The sequence below is a fragment of the Paraflavisolibacter caeni genome (assembly GCF_025628885.1).
Taxonomy (GTDB): domain Bacteria; phylum Bacteroidota; class Bacteroidia; order Chitinophagales; family Chitinophagaceae; genus Flavisolibacter; species Flavisolibacter caeni.
On the sequence record NZ_JAOTIF010000001.1, the window covers coordinates 249,483 to 276,308 of the forward strand.

Sequence of the window (26,826 nt, forward strand, 5' to 3'; positions counted from 1 at the left end):
GATGCCAGTTTATGACCCAGTATGCCAATCAACAACATATTCTTGTTGCCGTAGATTGTATCATTTTTGGTTTTGATGGGAAGGATATTAAGCTCTTATTGATTCAAAGAGGATTTGAACCAGAGAAGAATAAATGGAGCTTAATGGGAGGTTTTCTGAAACCAAATGAGAAGCTTGATGAAGCTGCCAACCGTGTATTAAAGCAGTTAACAGGCCTGGAAGGCGTATACCTGGAGCAATTGCAGGCATTTAGCGATACAGACAGGGACCCCGAAGAGAGAACAATTTCAATTCCTTACTTCGCTTTGATCGACATACAGCAATACGAAAAGCAGATCAACGAAGCTTATCATCCTGAATGGTATCTGCTAAATAAGAAGCCACGCTTGATTTTTGACCATGATGATATGGTTCGGTTAGCGCAAAAACATTTACGCTATAAGGCTGCACTGCATCCGATTCTTTTTGAATTATTACCCCCTAAATTCACAATTCCTCAGTTACAAAACCTGTATGAAGCTGTTTACGATACCATCTTCGATAGCCGCAATTTTACCCGTAAATTGATGTCAACAGGACTTTTAGTGAAACTGAACGAAAAAGACAAAACTGGTTCTAAAAAAGGAGCTTTTTACTACAAATTGGATAAACGTAAATACAAAGCCAATATGGCCGCGTTCCTGAACTTCGTGCCCAAAGCCGAGAAATATATATAATGCGCTGATGAAAATTGTTGTTACAGACGGGTTTACACTAAATCCGGGGGATTTGAGCTGGGCGCCAGTTGAAAAGCTGGGTGAATTAATAATTTATGACAGGATGCCTGCTCACACGATCGTTGAGCATTGCAAGGATGCCGAGGTTGTACTAACCAATAAAGTACCATTTACGGCTGAAACCTTACAGCAACTTCCATTATTGAAATTCATAGGTGTAACAGCTACAGGTTATAACGTTATCGACATAGAAGCTGCTAAAAAGCAAGGGATCATAGTTTGCAATGTGCCCGCCTATGGAACAGCCTCCGTTGCCCAGCATACGTTTGCTTTATTATTGGAACTGACAAATCGGGTTGGCGTTCACGCTACCTCGGTTGCCAGTGGAGAATGGGTGGCCGCAAAAGATTGGTGCTATACAAAGTTTCCATTAACTGAGTTGGATGGCAAGACAATAGGTATTGTAGGATTAGGAAATATTGGCCAGCAAACGGCAAAAATAGCAAAGGCCTTTGGTATGCAGGTACTGTATACCGGCAGAAACAAAAAGGATACTGACCTTGGTGAATTTACAGATATGAACACTCTGTTTGCACAAAGCGACGTGGTATCCTTGCATCTGCCATTGACAAATGAAAACAACCAGTTTGTAAATAGAGACCTGTTGCAGTTGATGAAGCCCTCTTCATTTCTGATCAACACTTCCCGCGGACCATTAATCAATGAACATGATTTGGCAGATGCCCTGAACGAGGGCCGCATAGCTGGCGCCGCTGTAGACGTTTTGTCTGTTGAACCTCCCAAGGACACAAATCCCTTATTGAAAGCAAAAAATTGTATCATCACACCGCACAATGCTTGGATGAGCCGGGAAGCAAGGCAACGAGTAATGGATATAACTGCAAAGAACCTTGAAGCTTTTTTAAGTGGCCGGCCAATAAATATCGTTTAAAACGGATAGTTCAAATAACAATTTCTTTTAAAGTCGACTCTTGGTAAGGTTTTTTAGTTTTTAATCTAAATTCCTATACTCATGCCTGAATGGTACATCGGTTGTTCTGGTTTTCATTACAAGGATTGGAAAAATAACTTCTATCCAAAAGGACTAGGCGAATCTAAGTGGTTTGAGTTCTACTGTCGGCATTTTAATACGTTGGAGCTAAATGTAACCTTTTATCGCTTTCCCCAACTGAGCATGCTGGAAAGTTGGTATAAGCGGTCGCCTCTAGACTTTTCATTTGCTGTTAAAGTGCCTCGGGTGATTACTCATACCAAGCAGTTCAATGATGCTCATGCTGAACTCAATGATTTTTACAACCTGCTTCAGTTTGGTTTAAAAGAAAAGTTGGGATGCGTACTCTTTCAATTGCCCCCGAAGTATCACTATTCAGAAGAAAACCTGGAAAAAATTTTGAACCATATTCACCCGGCTTTTAGAAATGTTGTGGAGTTTAGGCATGAAAGCTGGTGGAGGGACGATGTAAAGGAGAAATTATGGCTGCACCACGTGATCTTTTGTGGCGTTAGCTATCCGGGCCTCCCTGATAAAGTGGTTGCAAATGATGCCATTTCTTACTACAGGTTTCACGGCGTTCCGAAATTATACTATTCAGCTTACGACGAAGCCTTTTTAAAGAAGGTGGTAAATGAAATAAAGGGATCTGACAAAGTAAGCAAAGCTTACCTGTTTTTCAATAATACCGCTACCAACGCCGCATTGGACAATGCAAGATTTGTCCAAAGTTTTACAGGTAGTAAACCTTTAAATATGGATGCTCAGAATCTTGAGTTTGATTTCTGAATCAGTTAAAATCCTCCTTCCCGGACATAAGGATAACTCCATAACAGCGCAGTTAATGTTACTGCCTTGAACCAGGAATTATACATGCTCTCCACTTCATTTTGGGAATGCCCTTTTTTAGCAAGGAATGATTTAATAGTGACTGTAATGGGATAAATAAATGCAACAAGATACCTTAAATGAATGATGGGGACAGAATCCACACCATCAGTTTTGTTTTTCTTTGTACTGTAATGACGAAGAGCTATTTCGTGTTGATAATTAAGCCAGTCCTGGTCGTATGGCTTCTGACATAAATCCAGGATCCACTGACCAAATCTTTCTCTGACTGCTGATAAGTATTCTGTATTGGGCTGGCCATTAGTTGTAAAATAATATAACAAATGCGGATTGCCACCAACATAACCATACCACAGGTCCAGCACATCATTAACCTGGTCTTTGAGTACTTCTCCTGCTAACTTCAGAAATTGGTCATCTTCATCAGACCAAAGAAGAGTTTTTTTGAGCAGGTCTAAATCATGAATGGTAATTGGCGATGCTTCCAGGCTGGACTCGCCATAAGCATAGCCTTTGATCGGAGTCATAACTAAAGGTTTTGGGTGAGTTATCAAAATTAGTTAGGAATCCTGTATACAAAAAATTACTCATTCACAACCTTGTTCAGGTCATTTCAAATACGCAGAATACATCCAAACCAGCTTTTCCTGTTCACGGATGTAATCGCTCGTAAGTGCATAGGTCCCTTCATCATTGGCCTCTGAAGATAGCTGCAAAAGATCCCGCTCAACTGCAAGCAAAGATTGAAAGCCTTCCAGGATTTTCTGAACAGCCTGTTTTCCATCCGAAATGTTCGTAGCCTCTTTAATAGTAGATATCTTCAGGTATTCGGAAAAAGGTTCAGCTTATCAGCCAATTGTCCCGATTGTGTTGCATCCAGTTAAAAATCGAACTCCCTTCGATGCATATTCCATCTGATACCAGTAGAAAACACCCATGTGTTTTTTGTGGTAATCGCACTTTCTTTCCTGAATAAAGCATTCCCCTCCAAAAACAGATTCTGCTTCAGTTCATAAGAGAGTAAGAAAGATGCCAATCCTACCTGAGTGCGTTGTCCTGAGCCAACCTCATAACCATAAACATTCTTTCTGTAAGTGGGGGTATTGGGAAGAAAGATATTGCTACCGAATGAATTGGTATTGGATGTGTCACGCCCTTGCATATAATAAATACCTTTTGCTTGGAGTATCCATTTGGGGGCAGGCTGGTAACGGGCAATACCGATCCACTCCTGGAAGTTGGCCCCTAACGGATGTGCCAAAGGCTGATTATAATGCGTGTAATTCGCAACAGAATCACCGTGAGAATAAGTGAACGGACGCACACGGTTGCTTTCTAACTGAAGGTCAAGGTTTTTAATACCTAATGCATCAATGTATTTAACTCCTCCCTGAAAAGCCCACTTGTTACCCCACCAGCCTTCATGATTTTTAACTTCCGACAAACTGAATTCATCAAGTAGCAGTTGTCCATATAACTGGAATCGGTGTGCAATATTGGCTTTGGCGTCCAATCCAAAAAAAGCATTGTCTATACTTCCATTTTGCCGCTCAATGGACCTGTAGAACATAACAGGATTCAGGTAAGAGAATTCAAAGTGATCCTTACGGCCAAATACAATAGCTTCAAATAACCCTACATTTAGCCATTTGGTTGCTGCAAAGTCTAGGTGATGCATAGCTGCATATTTCTTGCCTAGCAGGTGATCTGCTCCTCTTGGCTCTGTTGCATTGAGCTCCATGAACAGGTTCTGGAGGTTCAGTTTCCAGACACGGGTGTTCAATTTCAGGAATAAGGAACTGTTTGCAAAATCGCCGAGAAACAAGCTGCGGTAACCATTACCGATAAAGTTTTTATCGTACCCGAACGTGATATCGATAAACTTGGCTGCATTAAATGAAAAGTGTCCGCGAGCATCAAAGTAATCATATGCTGTTTCCTTGAAATCTTTATAATACCCTTCTCCCGGAACAGCATCATGTTCCTTAATAAAACTGTTTACATACGTGGGTACACGTTCCTGGTTATCAGTCACATAAGCTGCAAAGCCTACCTTGTTGGCTATGCGCCCACGTAGGGTAATACCGCGCGTATTTAAAAAGAGGTGTTCGTCATTGTCCTTCTCCTTGGCGACAACATATTGAAAAACAGGATTTACAGCCAGGAAGAAGTCCTTTGTGTTGACCTCGTAAAAATTGGCAGGCGTCACATAAAAATGTTTGGCAATGGGTTTCTTGCTTAGGTAATCAGTTCGTTCACCAGTGGCCCATTCCAGGTTGCTTGCCATTGCGCTGTATAAATTATACTGGTCCACCTTTGAAAGCGATAGGGTCGAATCCATCCGGCCGATACGTGAAATGAAGTGCTTGCGGCTGTAAGGCTTGGTTTTGGAGAAGTTTAAAACAGAGTCGGTGCCATTTTTTATTTCCAATCTTTCAATAATGATGTTTTCTTTAGCATCTTGCGGTAGGTAAGTGGTTTGCGATTGAGCCGCAAACGGTGCCAACAAAATGGAGGCTCGTAATAGGGTTTGTTTAAATTGCATGCGACATGTTTAAAACTCCGGCAAGCCACTTCAACCGTAGCAAGCCATTGTATCGTTTAAAAATTTCAAAAAAGTTATGCAAAAGTACCTGTTAAAGGCCATCAATGTGGTAAATGAAGGACGCATTCAACCTGCTGATGTCCTTTTGGTAAACGAACGGATAGAAAAAATCGCTCCAAATATAACAGTGGATGGTGCTGTTGTGGAAATAAATGGGGAAGGAAAATTTTTATTACCCGGGGTTATCGACGACCAGGTGCATTTCCGCGAGCCAGGATTAACCCATAAAGCCAATATCTATACAGAGGCCAAAGCGGCTGTAGCCGGTGGCACCACCAGCTTTATGGAGATGCCCAATACTTCCCCGGCAACCTTCACACAGGAATTGCTTGAGGAAAAATACAGTATTGCTTCCCGTACGTCTTTGGCTAACTATTCGTTCTTTATGGGTACCTCGAACGATAACCTGGATGAAGTCCTCAAAACAAATGAAAAGAAGGATCGGGTCTGCGGCGTGAAGATCTTCATGGGTTCTTCTACCGGAAACTTATTGGTAGATAATTACCTGACCTTAGATAAGATTTTCTCCGGGACAGAACTGCTGATTTCTACCCACTGCGAAGATGAGCAAATGATCAAAGACAACCTGCAACGGATAAAATCCCAAAAGGCAGAGTTGACAGCAGCCGATCATCCCATCATTCGCGATGAAGAAGAATGCTTCGAATCCTCCTTCAAGGCAATCCAATTGGCCAAGAAACACAATAGTCGTTTACACATCCTGCATATCAGTACAGAAAAAGAGCTTCAGTTGTTTAGCAACATGCTGCCGCTCAAGGAAAAGCGCATTACTGCCGAAGTATGCGTGCATCACCTGCACTTCACTTCTGATGATTATGCACAGTTGGGAAACCTGATCAAGTGTAACCCGGCCATTAAAGCACCACATAATAGAACTGCCTTGTGGGAAGGATTGCTCGATGATCGCCTGGACATTATTGCTACCGACCATGCGCCCCATACCTGGCATGAAAAGAATGAACCTTACGAAAAAGCGCACGCAGGCATCCCATTAGTGCAGCATTCTCTCTTATTAATGCTGCATTATCACAAGCAAGGAAAGATTTCATTGGAGAAAATTGCCCAGAAAATGAGTCATGCGGTAGCTGATTGTTTTCAAATAAAGGAGCGGGGATACATACGCGAAGGCTATTTTGCCGATCTTGTAATCGTTGATTTGAATAATTCAACCACTGTTCAAAAAGACAACATTCTGTCCAAATGCGGCTGGAGCCCTTTTGAAGGCGAAACCTTCCCCGCAGCAGTGACGCATACTTTTGTAAATGGAAATTTAGTTTATGGAAATGGGCAGTGGAATGAATCTATAAAAGGGCAGAGGTTGTTGTTCCAGCGCTAATATCCAAAACAATAGGCACGAAGCAACCAATATTGATAGTAAAAGCTCTTTTAGAAAATAATTTTTTAATCATCCTCTATTCAAAGGATAAAATTCTTCCGCTTAAAGGGGAGCGCTGATGCTCTCCGCCTCTGGCGGACTGGAGGTGTGAATGGCTTATGCAAATAGACAAAATCACATTCAACGACATTTCGATCTTTCACCCGGAAGAAGAATTTTCTATTTTCCACAAACTCAACTTTACCCGTACCCTGGGCGGTAAGGAATGGCTGCGTCGTTTTTTCTCTGAGCCGCACCCCGACTTGAAACGCATACTCGGTACACAAGCCATAATCAAGGTCCTGCTGGATCATATTGATGAGTGGCCTACAGATATATCCAATGGAACTATTCTCGTCATGGATAAGTTCCTGGATTATAGCCTCGACCCTGTACCCGAAAGCCAGAATGCCTTTAACAGCCTTGTTTACAAGGTCCTGCATGGGCCCGACTATTCCATGATAAAATATTCGGTAAAGCACTTTGCCGATTTTTACCGGGGTATGCGGCAGCTGGCAGATCTTTTGTCGTCTGTGGAACTGCCAGCACAGATTCAGTTTTACATCGACCGCATCAGCAGGGCCCTGAAATCTGAGCCACTGCGTCGCCTGTCTGAAGCTGCGCCTGATGCAAGGTTCAATGCTATGCAAAACCTGTATTTCGCTTACCACTTAAAAGCCGACTATAGATCTGATACTCAGGACCTTATGGAGGTATTTCACCGCCTGGATGCCTGGTACTCCATGGCGATGGCTGTAAAAAAGTTCGATCTGCATTTCCCGAAGTTCATCGAACAGGATCAACCCTATCTGAATGCAAAAGGCCTTTATCATGTCTTGCTCGAAAAACCAGTCGCTTACGACCTGATGATGAACCCAGACCAGAACTTCCTTTTTCTAACAGGAGCTAATATGGCCGGCAAGAGCACCCTGATTAAAGCCGTGGGGTCTTCAGTTTTCCTGGCCCATATGGGCATGGGAGTTCCTGCAAAAAATATGGAGCTAACCGTGTTCGACGGCCTGCTGAGCAACATCAATGTTGTGGATAACATTGCAAAAGGGGAAAGCTTTTTCTTTAACGAAGTGCAACGCATCAAAAACACAATTAATAAAATTAACGATGGTAAAAAGTGGCTGGTGCTGATCGATGAATTGTTCAAGGGAACTAACGTGCAGGATGCAATGAAGTGTTCCCTGACTGTGATCAAAGGTTTGATTAAGATGCACAATTCCCTTTTCATTCTGTCCACGCATTTATATGAAATAGGAGAGGACCTGAAACAGTACCCCAATATCGCTTTCAAATATTTCGAGACCAACGTCCATGAAGACCAGCTGTCATTTAGCTACCAGCTAAAAGAAGGCATTTCCAACGACCGGATTGGCTACGTGATCTTAAAGAGAGAAAAAGTAGTAGAAATGCTCGAAAAACTATAACAAAACACCCTGGATTCATGATTTGAATATGCATCCTTCGTAGCTTCAGTATACCATCAGTATACCTAAAGTAGGGCAAAAGTATTTCAACTCTATCCCTCCATTCCCCCTAGATACTCCGTACCAACTCCATATCTAAGCCGTACATCAGCCGTACCTAAGCCGATGCTACTTCGACCATCCTTCGATCATCCTTCGACCATCTTTCGACTATGCTTCGATCTGAATTCAGCAAATGCTCATAAATAAGGGGAAAACAACCTACAGGCAGAACGCCTTCAAGGCCCTGAACGGAGTCAAGGGAGCTAAGCCTAAAGGTACAAAACCAACCCCCACTTTCCAAGTTTTGAACCCCCTCCCTTCCCCCATAAATCTTGACTCTTAATCAATACCTTAGCCGTATCTTAGCCGTACTTGAGCCTAGAAAACAATTTTTACACAATCAATATCTTAATATCCTAATATCATTCCCTTAGCATTTATCGTCTTCCCGTGCAATTCTTTTTCAAGTGTTGTTAAAAACAGTACTCATAACCTCGGTTTTACTATTCATGAGAAGGATTTCCCTACCTTTCACGTCTGGTTACCACCTTTGTAATAGTTAAGGCATTACACTTTACTAGAGTACAAACTACCTATGATGCAAAAACTTTTGATAGTCTTATTTCTTTTTTCATATTGCTTTGGCTTTTCCCAACAGATTGATGTCCAGCATTATAAGTTTTATTTGCAATTATCCGACGAGACTGACCGTATCCAGGGCGAGGCTGAAGTACAAGCCCGGTTCAAACATCCGGAGTCTTCCTTTTCACTCGACCTTGTTCAGGTAAAAAACAACGGAAAAGGGATGAAGGTCGATAGTATTAAAGGTGATAATATTGCAGGGTTTCAACAGGCAGGCGACAAGGTCAACATCCAATTAAAGAAGGCAGCCGATTCTATAAGCTCTGTACAGTTGTATTATAGTGGCATCCCTGCAGATGGCTTGATCATTTCCAAAAACAAGTATGGCGACCGTACTTTCTTTTCAGATAACTGGCCCAATCGGGCGCACCATTGGATTCCTTGCAATGATGCTCCTGATGACAAAGCCTCTGTCGAGTTTTTGGTGACAGCACCTGCTCATTACCAGGTAGTTTCAAATGGCGTGAAAATGGAAGAAGCTGCCTTGGACAATTCTAGAAAGTTGACACACTGGGAAGAAACAATACCAATTTCAACCAAGGTAATGGTCATTGGTGCTGCTCAATTTGCCATTGCTAGAGTGGATAGTTGTTCGCCAGTCCCGGTAACCGCTTGGGTCTATCCGCAGGATAAGCAAAAGGGTTTTTATGATTACAAACTGGCTGACCATATCTTAAAATTCTTTATCGATTATATTGGGCCTTATGCATTTAAAAAGCTTGCGAACGTGCAATCAAAGACCATCTTCGGTGGAATGGAAAATGCCAACACGATCTTTTACACGGAGAAATCAGTTACTGGAGATCGAAGGTCAGAAGCCCTGATAGCGCACGAAATTGCACACCAGTGGTTTGGCAATATGGCCACAGAAAAAAGCTTTCCCCACCTTTGGTTAAGCGAAGGTTTCGCTACTTATATGACCGATATCTATATGGAGCGCCAATATGGGAAGGTTATGTTGCAGCAGCGCCTTAGGGAACAAAGAGACGAAGTGATCCAGTTTAACAAGGTTACAAAGAGACCTGTTGTTGATTCTGTTTCTGCTTTGATGGACCTGCTCAACGACAACAGCTATGAAAAAGGGGCCTGGGTATTACATATGTTGCGTGGGAAATTAGGTGACACTGTTTTCCAAAAGGTCATTCAGACTTACTATGAACTGTATAAGGGAAGCAATGCAGAGACAAGGGACTTCCAGGCTGTAGCCGAAAAAGTTTCAGGAGAAGTGCTCAAACCATTTTTTGATCAATGGTTGTTCCAGCCAGGGCTGCCGAAAATACATGGAGAATGGAAGTTTGAAAAGAATAATTTCTATTTAACGATCCAGCAAAAAGGTGAAAACATATATCAGTTCCCTTTAGAAATAGGGATCTTAGATGCCAAAGGAAAACAAACGGTTCATAAGGTCTTCATTACAAAGGCCAAAGAAACCTTTTCATTCCCTATTTCCAGGAAACCCGCAAAGGTTGTTCTGGATCCAAATACTGCTCTGTTGTTTGAAGGACACATCGTAGAGAATTAAAGGCATAAAAAAAAGACCTATAAGGTTTTCAAATCCTTATAGGTCTATATTCAAATTTCCTTAGTAATCTTAGAAATCCCCAAAATCCAGGTATAGACTAGACAAGCATTGTCACCGGATTCTCCAGGTATTTTTTGAACGTTTGCAGGAACGTAGCTCCAACTGCTCCGTCCACGCTTCTGTGGTCGCAGCTCAGAGTTACTTTCATAACATTGCTAACGCCAAAGCCTTCACCTTTTCTCACCACTACTTCCTTGATGCGTCCAACTGCCAGGATCGCGCTATCTGGTGGATTAACGATGGCTGTGAATTCTTCAATATCCATCATACCCAGGTTAGAAATAGTGAAGGTGTTTCCTGTAAACTCGTTAGGCTGAAGTTTCTTGTTTTTAGCCTTACCTGCCAGTTCTTTGGTTTCTGCAGCGATCACGCTAAGTGGTTTCTGGTCTGCAAAGCGAATAACTGGTACGATCAGTCCATCTTCAATTGCTACTGCTACACCAATATGTATATGGCTGTACTGGCGGATAAAATCACCCATCCATGAAGAATTTACTGCAGGATGTTTGCGAAGGGCCATGGCAACAGCTTTTACTACCATGTCGTTAAAGCTGATTTTAACTGGGCTCACTTCGTTCATTTCTGCACGGGCTTCCATTGCCTTGTCCATGTTAATTTCCATGGTCAGGTAGAAGTGTGGAGCAGTGAACTTGCTTTCACTCAAACGACGTGCAATAACCTTACGCATTTGCGAATTGGTAAGGTCTGTATAGCCTTCCTGACCTTGTACAACTGGTTGTGCCTGCGCCTGAGGTTGGGCTTGAACTTGTGGCTGAGCCTGTGCGGCCGCTTTCTGAGCAGGAACGAAACTGTCTATATCAATTTTCGTAATTCTTCCATTATCACCACTTCCTTGTACCTGGTTAAGGTCAATGCCTTTTTCTGCAGCAATTTTCTTAGCTAATGGCGAAGCTTTTATGCGGCCTTCAGGAGTTACTGAAGCAGAAGCTGGAACCGCTTGTGCAGCTGCTTGTGTCTGTGGGGCAGGTGCTGCTGGTGCTTGTGTTCCCTGTTGGGCAGGAGCGGCTTGTGCTGGAGCTGCTTGGGCTGTGCCACCTTTGGACGCTGCAGCAATAGCTTGTACATCAACTTTTCCTTCTTCACCAATAATACAAAGAAGCTCGTTTACTGCAATCTTTTGTCCGGCTTCTGCACCTATATATAATAATTTACCATTCTTGTAGCTCTCCAACTCCATCGTGGCTTTGTCGGTTTCAATCTCAGCCAGTAGATCACCTTTCTTTACGTCATCGCCTACTTTCTTGTGCCATGCAGCAATGACCCCTTCAGTCATGGTATCACTAAGGCGAGGCATCAACACTACTTCCTCAATTTTACTGATATCAATGCCCGAAGCTCCACCTTGTGATGGTACGTCTCCTTCAGCTTTCGGAGCAGGTGCAGTTTCCTGGGCCGCTGGTTGAGGAGCAGCAGCCTGAGACTGACCCCCGGAAATTTGTTGTGAAATATCTTCTCCCGGCTGGCCAATGATAGCCAACAAGTCGTTTACCTGAAGTTTACCACCTTTATCTGCGCCTATATGCAACAGAGTGCCATCTTTATAGCTCTCCAATTCCATCGTAGCTTTATCGGTTTCAATTTCAGCAAGAAGATCACCTTTTTTAACCTGGTCTCCTACTTTCTTGTGCCATGCAGCAATTACCCCTTCTGTCATGGTATCACTGAGGCGAGGCATTAAAATAACTTCAGCCATATCAAAAAATATGATTTTTAGTTTTGAAGGGCCGAAATTAATGGAAATGCAGCAAAAGTTGCAAGGAATTGTAAATGGGAGCGTTCTGGTTTAAGATTGAAGTCTGGTGCCTGAAGTCGGTAAACATTCCAATTATCAATAATTCAAGGGTTTATTAAAAGGCCCGTTATAAGAATCTCCTGTTTTCTTAGATTAAATGGGACAGAATTCAGCGTCACTTTAACTCTTGGAATATGATCTTCAAGTCCTCCCTGGTAGTTGGTCGTTGTGGATGCTTTTTGATAAAAAGCTCTGCATTCCTGATCCTTTCTTTAGTAAGTGGATGTGAGCTAAGGAAGGAAAGACTGCTTGGAATATCTTCAATTTTCTGCAGGGTCGTCTTCATGAGCTGGCGCATTCCATCAACGCTGACCTCATTTTTCAACAGAAGCTCCATGCCTTTTTCATCTGCTTCGGTTTCCAACATACGGGAATAGCGAAGACCGTTTAAATTTTCCACATTGCTTACTAATGCTCCGGAGATGCCAGTGGCATCACTAAAAATAACAGATATTATAATTCCATTAGCTGCACTGCGTAATAATGACTTGAGGCTATGCTGCTCATTAACATGGGTACTTTCATGTGCCAACAGAGCTGCTAGCGCTTCTGGAGTTTTAATTTTATTAAGTATTCCAGAATAAACTACGATTTGCCCACCAGGAAGTGCATATGCATTGACTTCATTTCTTTTTAGCAATGTTACCCGTATTGGGTATCGCTTGCTCAGTTTCAGATGATCTGCAAAATTTTGCAATTGATGTGTTCCTGCTGTGTCAATTGTTACGCCAAATGTGGCTTCTTGAGTAATCGTCATTTCCCTAAGTTGATTACCAATCCTGATCTCCTCCTGTACTCCTATCACTTTAGTGCCAATAAAAGGAATAAGAGTGATGATGAAGAAGTACAATCCTACTCCCAAAAGAATAAATAAGGTGACTAATATTACAGTTTTCTGTCGCATCAGGTCCTGCACTAAACTGGGATTTGCATTTGAAATCTGTTTGGCAATTCCCTCTGCTAAAGGGTGCTCACCGGTAAACTCCAAATACTGCAATCCTTTGGTATCAAGATATACGTAATGAGTAAACCCTACCTGATTATATGATGAACCTTTTAAAGGAAAACTCTGCAAGAAATGGTCGTCTTCGCCATCATGAATGTGTATCCTGCCATTGAAAAGCAATACCCGCACCTGTGAGGGGCGGGCACTGCTTCCATCAAAATATAAAATAGTACAGTTCTCCATTTAAATAACAAAGCCGAAGTCAAGAATGTCTGCCATATCATCAGCAGTTGCGTCGCTGTAATCTTCCTGGGCCTGTTGCAGCGACTCGAATGAATAATAGCCACTAGCTTCAATGTTATTCATTACGAACTCCATTGTTCTAGTAACCACCCAGGCATACCCCAAACCTAAAGTAAAGACAAGAATTAGCGCGTTTACAATTAAAAGGCCTGCAAATCCGCCAGCTGTAGCCATTGAGCGAAAAAAGACCGCATCTTCATCTTGTTCCAGTCGGAGATTGTTGATAAAGTATTCAAATAATTCTTTCTGCCACCAGAAACTGTAAATGCCTAAAGTCAGAACAGACAAGAAATAACCTTTTAAATTCAGTCCAAAATAATCACTTCCGTCACCGGTATAAACAAAGCGTGCATTTCCTACTTTGATATTGGACAATACATATCGCCTGAGGTGAATTGTAAACCATGCACCATAAATTCCAAAGGTTATTAATGTAAAGAAGATGCCCTTAAAAAAGAGAATAATCAATTCCTTCCTGTTTCCTGTATACCCGAAACGGATGCCCTTCCAACTTGTTTTGGCCATTCTGTATTTGTAAGAACCATGAATAGCCAAGGGTGTTATTGCAAGAATACCACCGTATATAATCAGTGCTGCAATCCCCAGATGATCATGCATGGCAAAATAGGTAAAGATACCGTAGAGTAATACCAAAATGACAATGGCTTTAATGAAACCTTTGAACATTTCTTTGCCCGTTCCGGAAAAAACGAAAGGTGTCTCGTCGAAAGTATTCTTACTGTACAGGTATTTAAGAGATCTTTCTTTAGCCCAGGGATAGTAAAGGCCAAGTGTAAGAATGTTGAGAATGGTGTTTACAATTTGTATTTTAAAATATTCACTGCCTTTACCATAAAAGGCTATAGGATACGAACGATACTCCTTCATGCTTTGTTAGTTTTGATGTTGTTTAAATACTATGTAGCAATAATATTTAAGATCTTATTATTTAACAAAAAATGCTGGAGTTTTTTATAATAATAAGTGAATGTGCTTAGGAGTTAGAAACGGTTGGTTGCATTCCTGCTCCCTAGAAATCTAGTTCTAGTCTCAGTCTTTCCCTTAGTTCTTGTACAATAGGAAACTGTTCAATTATTTTTTGGTATTGCTGCTTGGAAGTTAATGGTACTTCGATTACTTCCTGTATCTGCTCCGTTTCTATGAGTATAACAGAAAACTGAAGTTGGCGGTTGTGCAATTCATGTTTTAAAAACTCCGAAACTTTATTTCTTTCAAAATCCAGGAACTTTTGATTGATGTTGTTGTTAGCTGTAGCATCAAAACTATTGGCGTCTTTAATCATCAGTTCTGCTACTTCAAAACTTTGCCATGCTGGGTTCTTTTCAGCTTTCAGTTGCTCAATAAACTTGTCCCATGCCTTCCGAAGACTGGACATTTCTAAAGGTAGATCTTCCCGGATCACCTGGTTGTTGTGCACTTCCTGTATCTGCTGACGCAAGGATTGCAGGGATCCCAGTTTGGATTTAGTATTACCTGGCGCAGGGGGAGAAGGAGGCGGTGGTGGAGTATAAGCCGTTTTAGGTTCTTTGATCACAGCTTGTTTGTGCACAGGCTCTGTTTCTATGATCAGTTTAGCTTCTTCCGGTTGCTGCTTTGTCACTGCTGATGCAACTGACGGCTTTACCGCAGGAGCAGGAGTCGGTGCGGGTTTAGGCACATTAACTGGTGCTGAGGCATCAGGTTGAACACTTATTGGATTGATGTTTTTAAAAGCTACGGCTCTTGCTGTATCAACTACTTTTTTTTTATCAACAGTACTCCCGTCAGAGGTGAGTTGCAGGGCCTGGCGCAGGTAGCAAAGTTTGATCAATGCCATCTCTACATGCAGGCGCTTATTTCTGGCTGCTTTATAATTGAGTTCCGCTTCTGCCAGGATGTTAAGAATGCTTACCAGGTAACCGGCTTCAGTTTTTTGGGCTGTCTCGGCATAACGTTGACGGAAACTTTCCACGACTTCCAGCAATCCGGCAACACGTTCGTCCTTGCAAATCAAAAGATTACGAGCGAACTCGGCAAAACCATTCAACACAGAATCCCCTTCAAATCCTTTTTTATTGATATCATCGTACAACAGCATAGCTCCGGCCAAATCCTGCTTTAGCATGTTGTCGATTAATTTAAAATAATAATCAGCATCAAGGATATTCAGGTGTTCCAGGGTATTTGTGTAGCTAACCTGTCCACCGGTAAAGGAAACAATTTTGTCCAGGATACTTAATGCATCACGCATACAGCCCTCGCTTTTCTGGGCAATCATTTGCAGGCCTGCTTCATCAGTTTGGATTCCTTCTTTGATGGCAATTCCATGCAGGTGGTCTACTGTATCTTGAAGAGTGATGCGTTTAAAGTCAAATATCTGGCATCGGCTTAAGATGGTGGGTAATATCTTATGCTTTTCAGTAGTCGCCAGGATGAAAATAGCATACGGTGGCGGTTCCTCCAGCGTTTTCAGAAAAGCATTGAAAGCTGACGAACTGAGCATGTGTACCTCGTCTATGATATAGACCTTGTACTTTCCTGCCTGTGGTGCAAAACGTACCTGCTCTACCAGGGCCCGGATGTCATCTACCGAGTTGTTAGAGGCGGCATCGAGCTCGTGAATGTTCAATGAAGTACCTTCATTGAACGACTTACAGGAGTGGCAATGGTTACAAGCTTCGCCTTCAGGTGTAGGATTTTCACAATTAATGGTTTTTGCCAAAATGCGGGCACAGGTGGTTTTACCAACACCCCTGGGACCACAAAAAAGAAAGGCATGCGCCAATTGGTGATTCCTGATGGCGTTCTTTAGAGTTGTGGTAATATGTTGCTGCCCCACAACCGTATCAAAGGTTTGAGGGCGGTATTTTCTGGCAGAAACGATAAACTTTTCCATGCGGCTAATGTCTCCTGACTCGGTTGCTAAGGTAATGGAAGTGCGCTAATCTGTGCGCAGTTTTAACGAGATCAAGATCATAATGTGCACAAATTGTCTACATCTTCCCTTCCTGTGTTTAACTGCTTAAGAGGTGTAATGTTTGCTCATTTTTAATTACACATCGCCTGTTAAATAATATTACCATGGAGGTTTTACAAATTTTTGCTGGTATACTTGGAATGTTATTGCTGGCTGCATTCTACCTGCTTTTCCAGCAATATAAACAAAGACGTGACCTGGAGGCTGAGTTGCTGAGGCAATCCAAAGTATTGTCTGACCTGGAAATAAAAGTGCATGAAATGGCCCATGAAAAGTTTGAGCAATTCAAGGATACAGTTTTACAGGTGGAACAGCAACGCATCGCCGCTGAACAATCCGTTGTCGCCCAAGCTAATTTTGAGCGTTGGAAGATTGAATATGAAGGCATCATCAGGCAGGATGCTATTAAAAAAAGCCAGGCCGTGACGATTGGAAAAGTTACCGAGCACATCATTCCTTTCTTTGGTGGCATCTTTCCTTATAACCCCAAAGAAGCCCGCTTTATTGGGAGCCCGGTCGACCTGATCGTGTTTAATAATATGGAAACCGACCTCGATAGTATCTCTGTTCACTTTATTGAAGTAAAAACCGCAGGTTCTACTTTAACGCCCAAGCAGAGAGCCATTAAATACGCAATCCTGAACAAAAGAGTGGAGTGGAAGGAACTGAGAATCTAAAGAATGATGAATAAGACAATTTGCCCTAAACTTATTCATCATTCGTCATTTAAAACATTAAAATCGGGTGCCGTTTAAACTCTTTTGTGCGGTCAAACAAGTAGCGGTAGGTGACCAGGTGGCGGCTTTCAATTGTATCACCAATGCTATAGGCAACATTGATCATCTTTGGATTAAAATCTCCAATCCATTGCATTTCATATTCTTTGTATTCAGTATGAGGTTGAATGATTTTGGCTGACTCCACAATCATAAAAGCATCAACGCCCAGGCCCTGAAACTCTGGAACAATACCGAAAGCGATACCTGTAAACTTTTTACATGGTTTAGTCTTTTTTACCCACAAAAATTTAAGCTTGTGCCAAAGATCAAATTTGCCATTCAGGTGCTTGAACCATTGATTCAAATCCGGAAGGTTGACAAACATGGCTATGGGGGCATCATTATGGTACACAAACCAAACAATACGTTCATCCATCACTGGTTTCATCTTCCTGAACATTTGTACCACCTGTTCTTTCTTAAGCTGTTTCATGCCACCATGTCCTGCCCATGCCGCATTGTAAACGGTTGTAAAGTCCTGTGCAGCCTTTTCCAATTGTCTTTTATCAATATGCCTGGCTTTGAACTCTGGTTTGTCTGCAAAAGTCGCGTGTCGGCTTTGCAGCTTTGCACTTACGGGCTCCTTCGCATGCAGCCCAAAACAAGTTTGGTTGAAAAAGTTTTTGAAACCGTAGTTTTCAAATAACTCTTTATAGTAAGGAGAATTGTAGTTCATTCCATACAATGGTTCTTGAAAACCATCAACAACCAGTCCCCACCAACGGTCGCGTTCACCAAAGTTAATAGGGCCGTCCATTGCTTGCATACCCTGCTGCATCAACCAGTGTTTGGCTACATCAAACAACATGTCGGCTGCAGCCTGGTTATGAATAGAATCAAAAAAACCAATGCCGCCAACAGGTACATCATCTCCTTTGGTCTTGTATTTTTTATTGACAAAAGCTGCGATACGTCCAATCAATTCACCGGAATCATTTTTTAAAATCCAACGCTTGACAGTGCCAAAACGGAATGCTTTATTCTTTTTCGGATCAAAAACTTCATTGATGTCTTTATCCAGCGGTCGGATGTAATTGGGATTATCTTTATTGATTTCCACATTCACCAGCAAAAACTCTTTGGCCAACTTTGAATTGGTTACTTCAACCAGGTGCATTCAGTACAGTTTTGAATGTGGCAAATGTAAGATAGTTTATGTTTTATGTTTTTTTGTTGATTGTCTTTTCAATAATTATAAACATTTATTGAAACATCTTTTCTTCCAGCTTTTGGTCGTGTTTATATATGTCTTCACGGAAATTGAGTTTGCCATCGTCATCTACCCAGGCAGTTAAATAGGTGATGACTACCGGAACGGGGTTTTTAAGCTTCACGTATTTTTCTTCCTCAGCATTCATGGCTTCGAAGATTTTGTCAGGTGTCCATTCCGGCTGATTTCGCAACAGGTAATTGGCCATTTTTTCAGGGTCGCTTAATCGGATGCACCCATGGCTATACGCACGTTTGCTTTGTTCAAAAAGGCTTTTGGATGGCGTGTCGTGAAAGTAAATATTATAGTTATTGGGAAACAAAAACTTTACTTTACCCAAAGCATTATTAGGTCCTGGTAATTGCCTGATTACAGGATATTCACCTGTTTGTTTGACAATTTCCATGTTCTGGCTAGTCAGGTAGGATGGATTTTTTGCTAATGCTGGGATGATCTCATCTTTCACAATACTTTCGGGCACATTCCAATAAGGACTGAACACGATCTGGTTCAAGTCTCCAGTAAACATTGTAGTATTATGCCCTTCCTTCCCCACTACAACCGCCATATCAAACACCCGCTGGTTGCCCTCGTATGCATGCAACATGAATTCAGGAATATTCACAAGCATCAATGCTCCGGCAGGTTCACTTGGCAACCAGCGCATGCGGCCCATATTCATTAATAATTGTTTCAGACGCAGGTCCGCAGGGATATTCATTTCCTTGATCAACACAGCAGTGATAATACCAGTATTCTTAAATCCATGGCGCAACTGGAAATCTTTTACAGCCATTTCCAGTGTGTCATTAAACATTCGGCTTGTGTCTGTGCCTGGCAATTCACCAGTAATATGCAATCTTTTTTTTATGGCTGTAATAACTTTCGCAGAGTCTCCTTTTTTCAGTTTCTTTTGAGTCTCTGGAATCATAGGCCATCCACCGTTCTTCACGATTTCTGTATATTTTGCCAACTGTTCTTTGAGCTTTCGGTAAGGAGGGTGTACATCTTCAAAATATTTATTATCCTTATGCTTTTTGTTCAACAGGGAGTCGGCTAGATATATTGCTTTTACTTTCTGGTAGGGTACAAAACGCTCCATTTCCTTTCGTTTTACATAACCGTCGGGGTAGGCTGCCTCAACGTAATGAATAAAATGTTGCGTAAGTGTGATTTCTATCTGTTGGATGGATTTATTCGATGTATTTACTGCAAGGTCTTCTTCCACAGTTAAAGCATCCATTTTTCTCTGCAATTCCTTGTTTAATAAAACAGAGTCTTTAAACTCTGAGGTATGATATTCATGTAAGCTCCAGAAGCCTCTTGCCTGTTCTGTTAGCCCCTCACTGGTAAACCACGCATATTGATAATTACGTGTATTATAGAAACTGCGGATACGGCGGGCAACCGAATCTGGGATCTTTTTTTTTGTTATAAAAGCCTCTACCGTACTGCTGTCCATAAACAGGTCACTATACGAGTTGCTCTTATTAATGCTACGGTTTCTGGATGAAACATTCTTTATTTCATTTCCAGAGCCGTTTTCATCATCATCACTATCCTGGGCATTACCACATGCAACTGCCAGACTACATATCATTACCAGATAAATAAATATATACTTCATATACTCTGCGGTTTCAAAAAAGATGCCTGATAGAGGAGAAGTTGAGATTAAAAGTTTTGAGTTAGACAATTTATTGGCTTTAACCTAGCTTATTGAATAAAAATTTATAAGTGATTGAAAAGGCATTTTCAATCACTTATATAAGGTAAGTGTTAGTAGCAATTGGTGATAGGTAATAATTTAACATAAAAGCGACACCTCTCCCTGTTAATAGTTGCAAGAGCACTAATGGGTGGCCGGAGGTGGGGCTGCGCATGTGGATAAAATTCCATAAGCGTATTTCGGCATGTTTATACTAGTGATTGAACTTTTAGGTGGGTGATGTGTTTATAGAATCATGTTAAGAATTTAAAACACCTATGATATGAATCTTGGTTATGCCTGTATTAATGTTACGCTTGCTGAAAAAGGAATTATGACCAATAGGAGTATGATCAGGAAGACTTTCCTGGAAAAGGGCATTCAGTATGCTTCTCAATTGACACTTAAAAATGTACAAAACCTTTTGAAAATTGTAGAATGGAATGTGGAACATGGAATTAATGTTTTTAGAGTTACTTCGGAGTTGTTCCCGTGGGCCTCTGAATACAAATTAGAAAGCATACCTGATTTTACTGAAATCCGCTCAGTATTGGAAGCTGTTGGCCGGCATCCTGTTCGCCTGACCTCACATCCCGGACCATTTAATAAGTTAGCAGGAAGTGGATCTACTTTGGAAAACACAATAAAGGACTTAGAGCTACACGCACAAATTTTTGACCTTATGGGCTTGCCGGCTACACACTGGCATAAGATCAACATTCACGTTGGAGGTGCTTATGGCGACAAAAAGGAAACCTTAAAACGCTTTGCCCGGAATTTTAAATTGCTATCTGAAAGCCTGAGTGGTCGTTTATCTGTAGAGAATGATGACAAACCTGGCTTGTTTGCTGTATCCGACCTGTTATCCCTGCACGAAATGATCGGCATACCCATTGTGTTCGATTATTTTCATCATCGTCTTCATCCAGGCTTGCAAAACGAGGAAGAAGCTTTCAATGCTGCTTATAATACCTGGAGCCTGAAACCCATCTTTCATTTCTCATCATCCCGCAAAGAGTATGAAGACCCTAATGCAAAAAAGGAAGCGCATTCCGACTGGGTGCATGAACCGATAAACACTTATGGAAAAAACATCGATATCGTGCTTGAAACTAAAATGAAGGAACTTTCTGTGCTTCAATATTGGAAGAAGTGGGGAAAATAGTTGTCTATTGCTGAGTAAATATGTTATGGAAAATGAAAGTTTTCTTTATGATTTAGTTGATATATCAATTATTGTCCTATCTTTGATTTGCAATTATGGAGAAGCTGGAAGGAATTATTTTTTATACTATAGATAAGGCTATTAAAACCTATCGTCAATTTGCGCAGAAAAGGCTTTATGAAGCGGGATTGGAAATAACAATTGATCAATGGTTGGTAATGCAGGCTTTAACTGAAAAGCCGGACATCAGTCAGAATGAAATTGCTGAAAAAGTGTTCAAAGACGCTGCAAGCGTTACCCGTATCATTGACTTGCTGATCAAAAAAAAATACTTAGAGCGTAAAATGCATGATTCGGATAGAAGAAGGTTTCATTTGGAAGTAACATCCGTAGGCAAGACGCTGATGAAAGATATAGCTAAAGTTGTTGCGCAGAATAGGGCTATTGCTTTACATGATGTAACACAAGAGGAGTTAGGAATGCTTAGAGATACCTTGACAGTGATCATCAATAATTGCAAAACAAATTAAGATTAAACAAACTTGCTCCTACCTTATCAATAAAGCCTGTGGTTATGAAACAGATATCCTTTATACTTTTTCTTTCTGTTTTATTGGCTTCAGTTTCTTTTGCAACTGCCAATCGGACGAATTGTTGTAAAACCAAATATCAAAAGACTGTAGCTGTAAAGAACAAGGTAGTTACCAAGAGGTCTGTTTTGGAACTGGCTAAACGGGCCGCACAGGTTTCATCCTCTCAAAAAGATATATTTCCGGAATTCATTATAGGCAACACTTTTTACAAATTATAATCAAAATTGATTGTAATTCTGAACTCCTGTTATTTCTCGGGTATTAATATGTTATATGTATTTCCTTTGGGTACGGTCAGGTCTCTGTCACGTAACCAGGGATTCATAAGTTTTAATATCTTATAGGTGGTACCATTATCAAGTGCAAACTGAGCGAGATTAGAAATAGAACTGTCTATTGTTACTGTGCGGCTTGGGATAACATGGTATTTTTCATCTTCGCTTAATTTATAACCAAGCTCTTCTGCGTTTTCCATCAAATGCTTAAATGTTAGAATGCGGAAGATATAACGGTTGGTTTCTTCTGGTAGAAGCAAGTCGTAGTAATTATTGGTTTTTTGATATGCGGCTTGGCTACTATAGCCATTCTGGCCGCAATTATAAGAAGCTGCTGCTGCCGTCCAACTACCTAATTTTACATAAGCTTGTTTCAAATATTTACAAGCAGCATCAGTAGATCTTACTACATCGTAACGGAAATCAACCTGGTTATTAACCGGCATGTTGTATTCTGGTGCCGTATCGCTCATAAATTGCCAAAAGCCTATAGCTCCGGAACGGGAGCGGGCACCGCTCTGCAGATTACTTTCTGCTACTGCCATATATTTAAAGTCATCGGGTACACCATTCGCTTTCAGTCGTTCTTCTATTACTGGAAAATAGCGATTTGCTAGTTTTAATATGTAAAGAATATTCGCTTGACTATAAGAGTTAAACAACAGTTCTCTATCAAACCGCTCTTTTACATCCCATCTTTGAATAGGAACTTTCTCACCTGCAAAAGATATTCTTTTAGGAAGTTGCGGTGTATGCCATTCATAAACAATTGGTTCTTCTTTATTACCTTTTCTATTATCGTTGAAAGCAAATTGCCCTAGCAGTAATACCGCAGCTAAGCCTCCTGCTGTAAAATAGAGCGTATTTGAAAGTAGTGGTTTCATTTTGGGTGGTTTAATTGAAGTGGTACAAAAAAGGTGCCTCGGTAAAATGGTTTTTGATTCGTCGGAAAATGAAAAGTCCGAAAGCCTGATCATCATGATGATGAACAAGTCATTCGGACACAATTTCTTCCACTGCTTGGAAAATGTTATAAAATTTGAATCATCCTCTGATTTACGATGTTCCCAAAGGAGGATTATTTTCATCATCATTGTCGCTGATGCTGTATTCGTTATTTTCCTCGTCCTCTTCACCAATTCTTTCATTAGCATTATCCACTTCGCTTCCGGGCACATCCAGATCCTTGCCAGATAAAGACTGGCCAAAACCTTTTTCATTTAGAGATTCGCCTTGAAAGTCTGTATTATCCATTGATGCCTGGATAAGCTTGTCTTCATCTTTTGTAGGCATATAATCGTCGCTAGCCAGGGTTCGCCTTTCCTCACGCGTTACATCAGCTTCTGTACCCATTGTGAAATCTTCGCTATCATCACGCCCAAAAACACGTACACCTTCTTCATCATCAGAAGCAATGGTGGTGTCGGCCAACTCGCCCATTGGGGGAACACTCACATTTTCCTGTCCCGGAATATCTGAAACATCAGGCAGCTCTATAAAAGTTTCTTCATTTTTCAAATGTTCTGCATCACGAGGAGAATCTGGTAAGTCATTAGGTACGGATGATTGCTGTTCAGTTCTATTCGGAGTCCGGTTTCTTTCATTTTCAGAAAAGTTCCTGTCTCTGTCTGAATTTGCCATAGTCGCTTTTAAATAATATTGTTTAAAAATTCGTGCCGAACGGGGGGTGGAATGTCTGAACCTGGATTTGGGGAGATCTAGGGGAACCGAGGGAATGACGAATGATTCGAATCTGCCAGAGGCGGACAAGTTTGAATGACGAATGGGGTATTGAGGTTTGGAGTTTGGAGTTGGAAGTTGGGGGATTCAAAACTTGGAGGATGGGGTTGGTTTTGTATCTTTAGGCACAGCTCCCTTGACTCCGTTCAGGGCTTTTTGGGCGTTCTGCCTGCAGGTTGTTTTCCCCTTATTTATGAGCATTTGCTCAATTCAGATCGAAGCATAGTCGAAAGATGGTCGAAGGATGATCGAAGGATTATCGAAGGATGGTCGAAGTAGCCTAACCTTAAGTACGGCTGATGTATACTTATGGTACGGCTTAGGTACGGTTTAAGTATGGGGTAAGTAGGGGGAATGGAGGGATACTGTTGGAATATACTTGCCTAGGCTTTGGTATGGCTCAAGTATAGCTCAAGTATGGCTCAGCAACGAATGTTGAGTTTCAGAAATTGCTTCATGTATATTAATTGTTTATGATTTGATTGTTATCATTCTCCTGGCAGTGTCAACACCGCTGTTTAAAGCTGCTTCTACCGTTCCTGTCATGGGGCCGGTCACTAGCGCTTCGCCGGCAAAAAATAGAGTGTCTTCTTCAGGTTGGTTTAACACCTTGATAGCATCAGCAGTATGCAATGTTGCATAAGAATAAGCACCGCAGCTAAAAGGCTGGGCTGCCCAGTTGTGTATTTTATGCCCGATAATCTTTTGAAGCAGGGTTGCTTTTCCCAATGAAAAAATATAACAAAGAGCGTCTACTCCTTTTTCAAATATGAAGTCATCTGTGGCATTTTGTAGATTGCTAGCCTTAGGGCCGGCGAGCCAGCCTGTAAGCAGTCCATTGTCATTAGGGTGCTGTGTCCACCAGGTAGGGATAAAAGCATCTGAAAATATGAATTCTACATTTTTCATGGGATATTGTAAGCTTTTCTCTTCCCAAAAGTTGTTCAAGCATTGGATGTGTATTTTAATGGCAGCACCAAAGCCCATGAGCTGTATGGCTGAATATTTTTCGGGCAGGGAAGGTGAAAAGGTAATACTGGCGTCGCTGCCTTCTGGCGCCTGTAGTACACCCAAGGGAACCGTGATCAGTACTTGCTTTGTATAATAGCTCTTTCTATTCAATGTGATTACTTCAACCTCAAACCTCTTCCATTTGATCCGCGTTACCGGAGCGGAAAGAATTATGGTTCCACCAGTGCTGGAAATTTCTTTTTGGAAATAGTCCATGAGCTGACCGTAGCCTCGTTCAATGCGGTATTGGTGCTCGTCATCTTCTGCTTCCCATTCCCTTTTTAAGGCCAGTGTGCTGGCTTTACCAGGTGCTGCCGCATTATAACCCTGGGTGTACTGTAGTGTAGTTTCTCTTAATTCCTTGTACTTATCATTACTGAAATGGCTATTTAAAAATTCTTCAATAGTCTGGTCATGCTTCAGCTCTTGTAAAGCCTTCATCAAAAGGTCCCAATCCTTAATAAATTCTTTTTCCCTATGCACTTTACCATCTGTTACATGCCAGATTTTATCGCCAATGGTTTCATATTTAATCCCTGCCTTTTCCAGGAAGGTGCAGGTATGAGGTAATTGACCATGTATAAACTCTGCTCCGGCTTCTAAGGGCTGGGAAAATCCTTCATCTTCGATTGTGTATATTCTTCCGCCTATGCGGTTGCGGGCTTCCAGTACTAAAACTTTTCTTCCTGCTTTGGTCAACTCTAATGCGGCCGATAAACCTGCAGCGCCAGCCCCAACAACAATAACATCGAACTCATTCAACTTATCCATAGAACTGGTTTGGAATAGAATATTTGCAGAAGGAATGCCAGTGTCCGACATAGGCACAGGATTGGCTGTAGCAATTGAAAAAGTAAAGTATGAGTACTTACCATTTCAAGACGAATATTAATTGTTTAGGTTGTGTTACGCAAATAAAGCCGAAACTCGATCAATTGGAACAAGACCATACAATTGAGCACTGGCATGTGAATATGAATGACCCTGAATATCTGCTGGAGGTAGAAACCGATAAGTTAAGTGCCGATGAGGTAAGACACTTTGTTCGTGAAGCAGGTTTTGAAGCAGAGTTTACAAGGGCTTCGGAAGGAAGAAGCCGATAGCCAGACTAATAGTATATTGAAATGGAAAGATGGTTGTAGAAACCCCACCCGTGGCCTCCTAATTATGAGCACTTTCTGCCATCCCGATATGTTCAGTAAAGGAATGTTGCAGAAAGTAACAGGAAAGGGAGGCCTTGTTTTTGCTATGGTTAATTGATGACTTATTACGAACAAATGGCAGGCCGGGAGTTAGCTAGCTGGAAATATAAAATGACCAGGAGGCCTTCTATTTTCAATAAAATTTCCAGTCGTGTTCAGACAAAACTCAACAGCTATATACCAGAAAAGATACATAAAACAATTACTACAGTCATTAAACAGATGGTAAGAGGCGTCTTGTTCGGCGCTAAGTACACATCCAAGCAACAACTTCACAATGTTTCGCTGCAACTGGCAGAAGCGGAAGTGCAGAAATCTATCTATAAATACAAACATGCAGCAGCAGTGGAAGGTGGCATTACAGGCGCCGGGGGGCTATTATTAGGCCTTGCTGATTTCCCTATTTTTTTGAGCATCAAGCTAAGTATGCTTTTTGATATCGCCAGTCTATATGGTTTCTCAGTTAAGGATTATAAGGAACGCGTATACATACTACATATTTTTCAACTGGCATTCAGCAACCAGGAACATCGCCGTGATGTATTTGAGCAAATGAAGGACTGGGATCTAAAAAAGGAACAATTACCTGATGATATCCATTTGTTTAACTGGCGAAAATTTCAACAGGAATACAGGGATTATATAGACCTGGCAAAGTTGGGACAACTCATTCCCGGTATCGGGGCCGTGATTGGTTATGTTGCTAATTACCGGATGGTGGACCACCTGGGTAAAATGGCAATGAATGCCTATAGAATGAGGTTGCTGGAAAATCCACACGTACCTGTTCCTGGTCCAGTTTAATTGAAAATCCTTGATTACTT

Annotated in this window: 23 protein-coding genes and 1 pseudogene; 12 read left to right on the forward strand and 12 right to left on the reverse strand. The window is 41.4% G+C overall.

The window, feature by feature from the left end; all coding sequences use genetic code 11:
- The first annotated feature begins 11 nt into the window (after positions 1 to 11).
- From OCK74_RS01085 to OCK74_RS01095, 3 genes are all read left to right on the forward strand, one after another.
- The gene (locus tag OCK74_RS01085; RefSeq protein WP_279295127.1) at positions 12 to 716 is read left to right on the forward strand and encodes an NUDIX hydrolase; all 705 of its coding nucleotides are present in this window, start codon (positions 12 to 14) and stop codon (positions 714 to 716) included.
- Between the two features lie 7 nt (positions 717 to 723).
- Positions 724 to 1,668 carry a D-2-hydroxyacid dehydrogenase gene (locus OCK74_RS01090; RefSeq protein ID WP_279295128.1) on the forward strand — a complete coding sequence of 315 codons (945 nt, stop codon included), beginning with the start codon at positions 724 to 726 and terminating at the stop codon, positions 1,666 to 1,668.
- 81 nt (positions 1,669 to 1,749) lie between these two features.
- Complete coding sequence (locus OCK74_RS01095) at positions 1,750 to 2,517, forward strand: DUF72 domain-containing protein (protein ID WP_279295129.1); 768 nt, start codon at positions 1,750 to 1,752, stop codon at positions 2,515 to 2,517.
- 5 nt (positions 2,518 to 2,522) lie between these two features.
- Here OCK74_RS01095 and OCK74_RS01100 read toward each other — a convergent pair whose 3' ends face one another.
- From OCK74_RS01100 to OCK74_RS01105, 3 genes and pseudogenes are all read right to left on the reverse strand, one after another.
- A complete protein-coding gene (locus OCK74_RS01100; protein WP_279295130.1) occupies positions 2,523 to 3,104 on the reverse strand; it encodes a protoglobin domain-containing protein in 582 nt (193 codons plus the stop codon).
- Between the two features lie 81 nt (positions 3,105 to 3,185).
- A pseudogene (locus tag OCK74_RS27910) lies at positions 3,186 to 3,404 on the reverse strand (ferritin-like domain-containing protein); the annotation flags it as partial.
- A gap of 53 nt (positions 3,405 to 3,457) precedes the next feature.
- The gene (locus OCK74_RS01105) at positions 3,458 to 5,122 is read right to left on the reverse strand and encodes a hypothetical protein (protein ID WP_279295131.1); all 1,665 of its coding nucleotides are present in this window, start codon (positions 5,120 to 5,122) and stop codon (positions 3,458 to 3,460) included.
- Between the two features lie 76 nt (positions 5,123 to 5,198).
- On the opposite strand from OCK74_RS01105, the gene OCK74_RS01110 reads away from it, so the two are divergent.
- The 3 genes from OCK74_RS01110 to OCK74_RS01120 all read left to right on the forward strand — a co-directional run bounded on the left by OCK74_RS01110 (position 5,199) and on the right by OCK74_RS01120 (position 10,220).
- Positions 5,199 to 6,539 (forward strand): dihydroorotase, encoded by a 1,341-nt coding sequence (locus OCK74_RS01110; RefSeq protein WP_279295132.1) that lies wholly within the window; start codon positions 5,199 to 5,201, stop codon positions 6,537 to 6,539.
- A gap of 158 nt (positions 6,540 to 6,697) precedes the next feature.
- Entirely contained in the window at positions 6,698 to 8,014 is a 1,317-nt protein-coding gene (locus OCK74_RS01115; protein WP_279295133.1) for a MutS-related protein, read from the forward strand.
- Positions 8,015 to 8,651: 637 nt separating this feature from the next.
- Positions 8,652 to 10,220, forward strand: a complete 1,569-nt coding sequence (locus OCK74_RS01120) for a M1 family metallopeptidase (RefSeq protein WP_279295134.1) — start codon at positions 8,652 to 8,654, stop codon at positions 10,218 to 10,220.
- Between the two features lie 97 nt (positions 10,221 to 10,317).
- Here the strand turns inward: OCK74_RS01120 and OCK74_RS01125 are convergent, their stop codons facing one another.
- From OCK74_RS01125 to OCK74_RS01140, 4 genes are all read right to left on the reverse strand, one after another.
- The gene (locus OCK74_RS01125; protein ID WP_279295135.1) at positions 10,318 to 11,994 is read right to left on the reverse strand and encodes a pyruvate dehydrogenase complex dihydrolipoamide acetyltransferase; all 1,677 of its coding nucleotides are present in this window, start codon (positions 11,992 to 11,994) and stop codon (positions 10,318 to 10,320) included.
- Between the two features lie 214 nt (positions 11,995 to 12,208).
- Positions 12,209 to 13,282 carry a M48 family metallopeptidase gene (locus OCK74_RS01130; RefSeq protein WP_279295136.1) on the reverse strand — a complete coding sequence of 358 codons (1,074 nt, stop codon included), beginning with the start codon at positions 13,280 to 13,282 and terminating at the stop codon, positions 12,209 to 12,211.
- Positions 13,283 to 14,230 (reverse strand): YjgN family protein, encoded by a 948-nt coding sequence (locus OCK74_RS01135; RefSeq protein WP_279295137.1) that lies wholly within the window; start codon positions 14,228 to 14,230, stop codon positions 13,283 to 13,285.
- A gap of 142 nt (positions 14,231 to 14,372) precedes the next feature.
- Positions 14,373 to 16,238, reverse strand: coding sequence for a DNA polymerase III subunit gamma/tau (locus OCK74_RS01140; RefSeq protein WP_279295138.1), 1,866 nt, complete (start codon positions 16,236 to 16,238; stop codon positions 14,373 to 14,375).
- Between the two features lie 185 nt (positions 16,239 to 16,423).
- Between OCK74_RS01140 and OCK74_RS01145 the strand changes: the two genes are divergently transcribed.
- Entirely contained in the window at positions 16,424 to 16,996 is a 573-nt protein-coding gene (locus OCK74_RS01145) for a Holliday junction resolvase-like protein (RefSeq protein WP_279295139.1), read from the forward strand.
- Between the two features lie 49 nt (positions 16,997 to 17,045).
- On the opposite strand, the gene OCK74_RS01150 is transcribed toward OCK74_RS01145, so the two are convergent.
- Positions 17,046 to 18,215 carry a hypothetical protein gene (locus OCK74_RS01150; RefSeq protein ID WP_279295140.1) on the reverse strand — a complete coding sequence of 390 codons (1,170 nt, stop codon included), beginning with the start codon at positions 18,213 to 18,215 and terminating at the stop codon, positions 17,046 to 17,048.
- 85 nt (positions 18,216 to 18,300) lie between these two features.
- The gene (locus OCK74_RS01155; RefSeq protein WP_279295141.1) at positions 18,301 to 19,935 is read right to left on the reverse strand and encodes a L,D-transpeptidase family protein; all 1,635 of its coding nucleotides are present in this window, start codon (positions 19,933 to 19,935) and stop codon (positions 18,301 to 18,303) included.
- A 364-nt stretch (positions 19,936 to 20,299) separates the two neighbouring features.
- On the opposite strand from OCK74_RS01155, the gene uvsE reads away from it, so the two are divergent.
- From uvsE to OCK74_RS01170, 3 genes are all read left to right on the forward strand, one after another.
- Entirely contained in the window at positions 20,300 to 21,181 is an 882-nt protein-coding gene (gene uvsE, locus OCK74_RS01160) for a UV DNA damage repair endonuclease UvsE (protein WP_279295142.1), read from the forward strand.
- 95 nt (positions 21,182 to 21,276) lie between these two features.
- A complete protein-coding gene (locus OCK74_RS01165; protein ID WP_279295143.1) occupies positions 21,277 to 21,711 on the forward strand; it encodes a MarR family winged helix-turn-helix transcriptional regulator in 435 nt (144 codons plus the stop codon).
- Positions 21,712 to 21,755: 44 nt separating this feature from the next.
- Entirely contained in the window at positions 21,756 to 21,992 is a 237-nt protein-coding gene (locus OCK74_RS01170) for a hypothetical protein (RefSeq protein ID WP_279295144.1), read from the forward strand.
- A 29-nt stretch (positions 21,993 to 22,021) separates the two neighbouring features.
- On the opposite strand, the gene OCK74_RS01175 is transcribed toward OCK74_RS01170, so the two are convergent.
- From OCK74_RS01175 to OCK74_RS01185, 3 genes are all read right to left on the reverse strand, one after another.
- Positions 22,022 to 22,933 carry a lytic transglycosylase domain-containing protein gene (locus OCK74_RS01175; protein WP_279295145.1) on the reverse strand — a complete coding sequence of 304 codons (912 nt, stop codon included), beginning with the start codon at positions 22,931 to 22,933 and terminating at the stop codon, positions 22,022 to 22,024.
- A gap of 172 nt (positions 22,934 to 23,105) precedes the next feature.
- Positions 23,106 to 23,690, reverse strand: a complete 585-nt coding sequence (locus tag OCK74_RS01180) for a hypothetical protein (protein ID WP_279295146.1) — start codon at positions 23,688 to 23,690, stop codon at positions 23,106 to 23,108.
- A 570-nt stretch (positions 23,691 to 24,260) separates the two neighbouring features.
- Positions 24,261 to 25,622 carry a flavin monoamine oxidase family protein gene (locus tag OCK74_RS01185; protein WP_279295147.1) on the reverse strand — a complete coding sequence of 454 codons (1,362 nt, stop codon included), beginning with the start codon at positions 25,620 to 25,622 and terminating at the stop codon, positions 24,261 to 24,263.
- 38 nt (positions 25,623 to 25,660) lie between these two features.
- On the opposite strand from OCK74_RS01185, the gene OCK74_RS01190 reads away from it, so the two are divergent.
- Both OCK74_RS01190 and OCK74_RS01195 read left to right on the forward strand, forming a co-directional pair.
- The gene (locus OCK74_RS01190) at positions 25,661 to 25,903 is read left to right on the forward strand and encodes a heavy-metal-associated domain-containing protein (RefSeq protein ID WP_279295148.1); all 243 of its coding nucleotides are present in this window, start codon (positions 25,661 to 25,663) and stop codon (positions 25,901 to 25,903) included.
- A gap of 156 nt (positions 25,904 to 26,059) precedes the next feature.
- A complete protein-coding gene (locus OCK74_RS01195; RefSeq protein ID WP_279295149.1) occupies positions 26,060 to 26,806 on the forward strand; it encodes an EcsC family protein in 747 nt (248 codons plus the stop codon).
- Positions 26,807 to 26,826 lie beyond the last annotated feature (20 nt).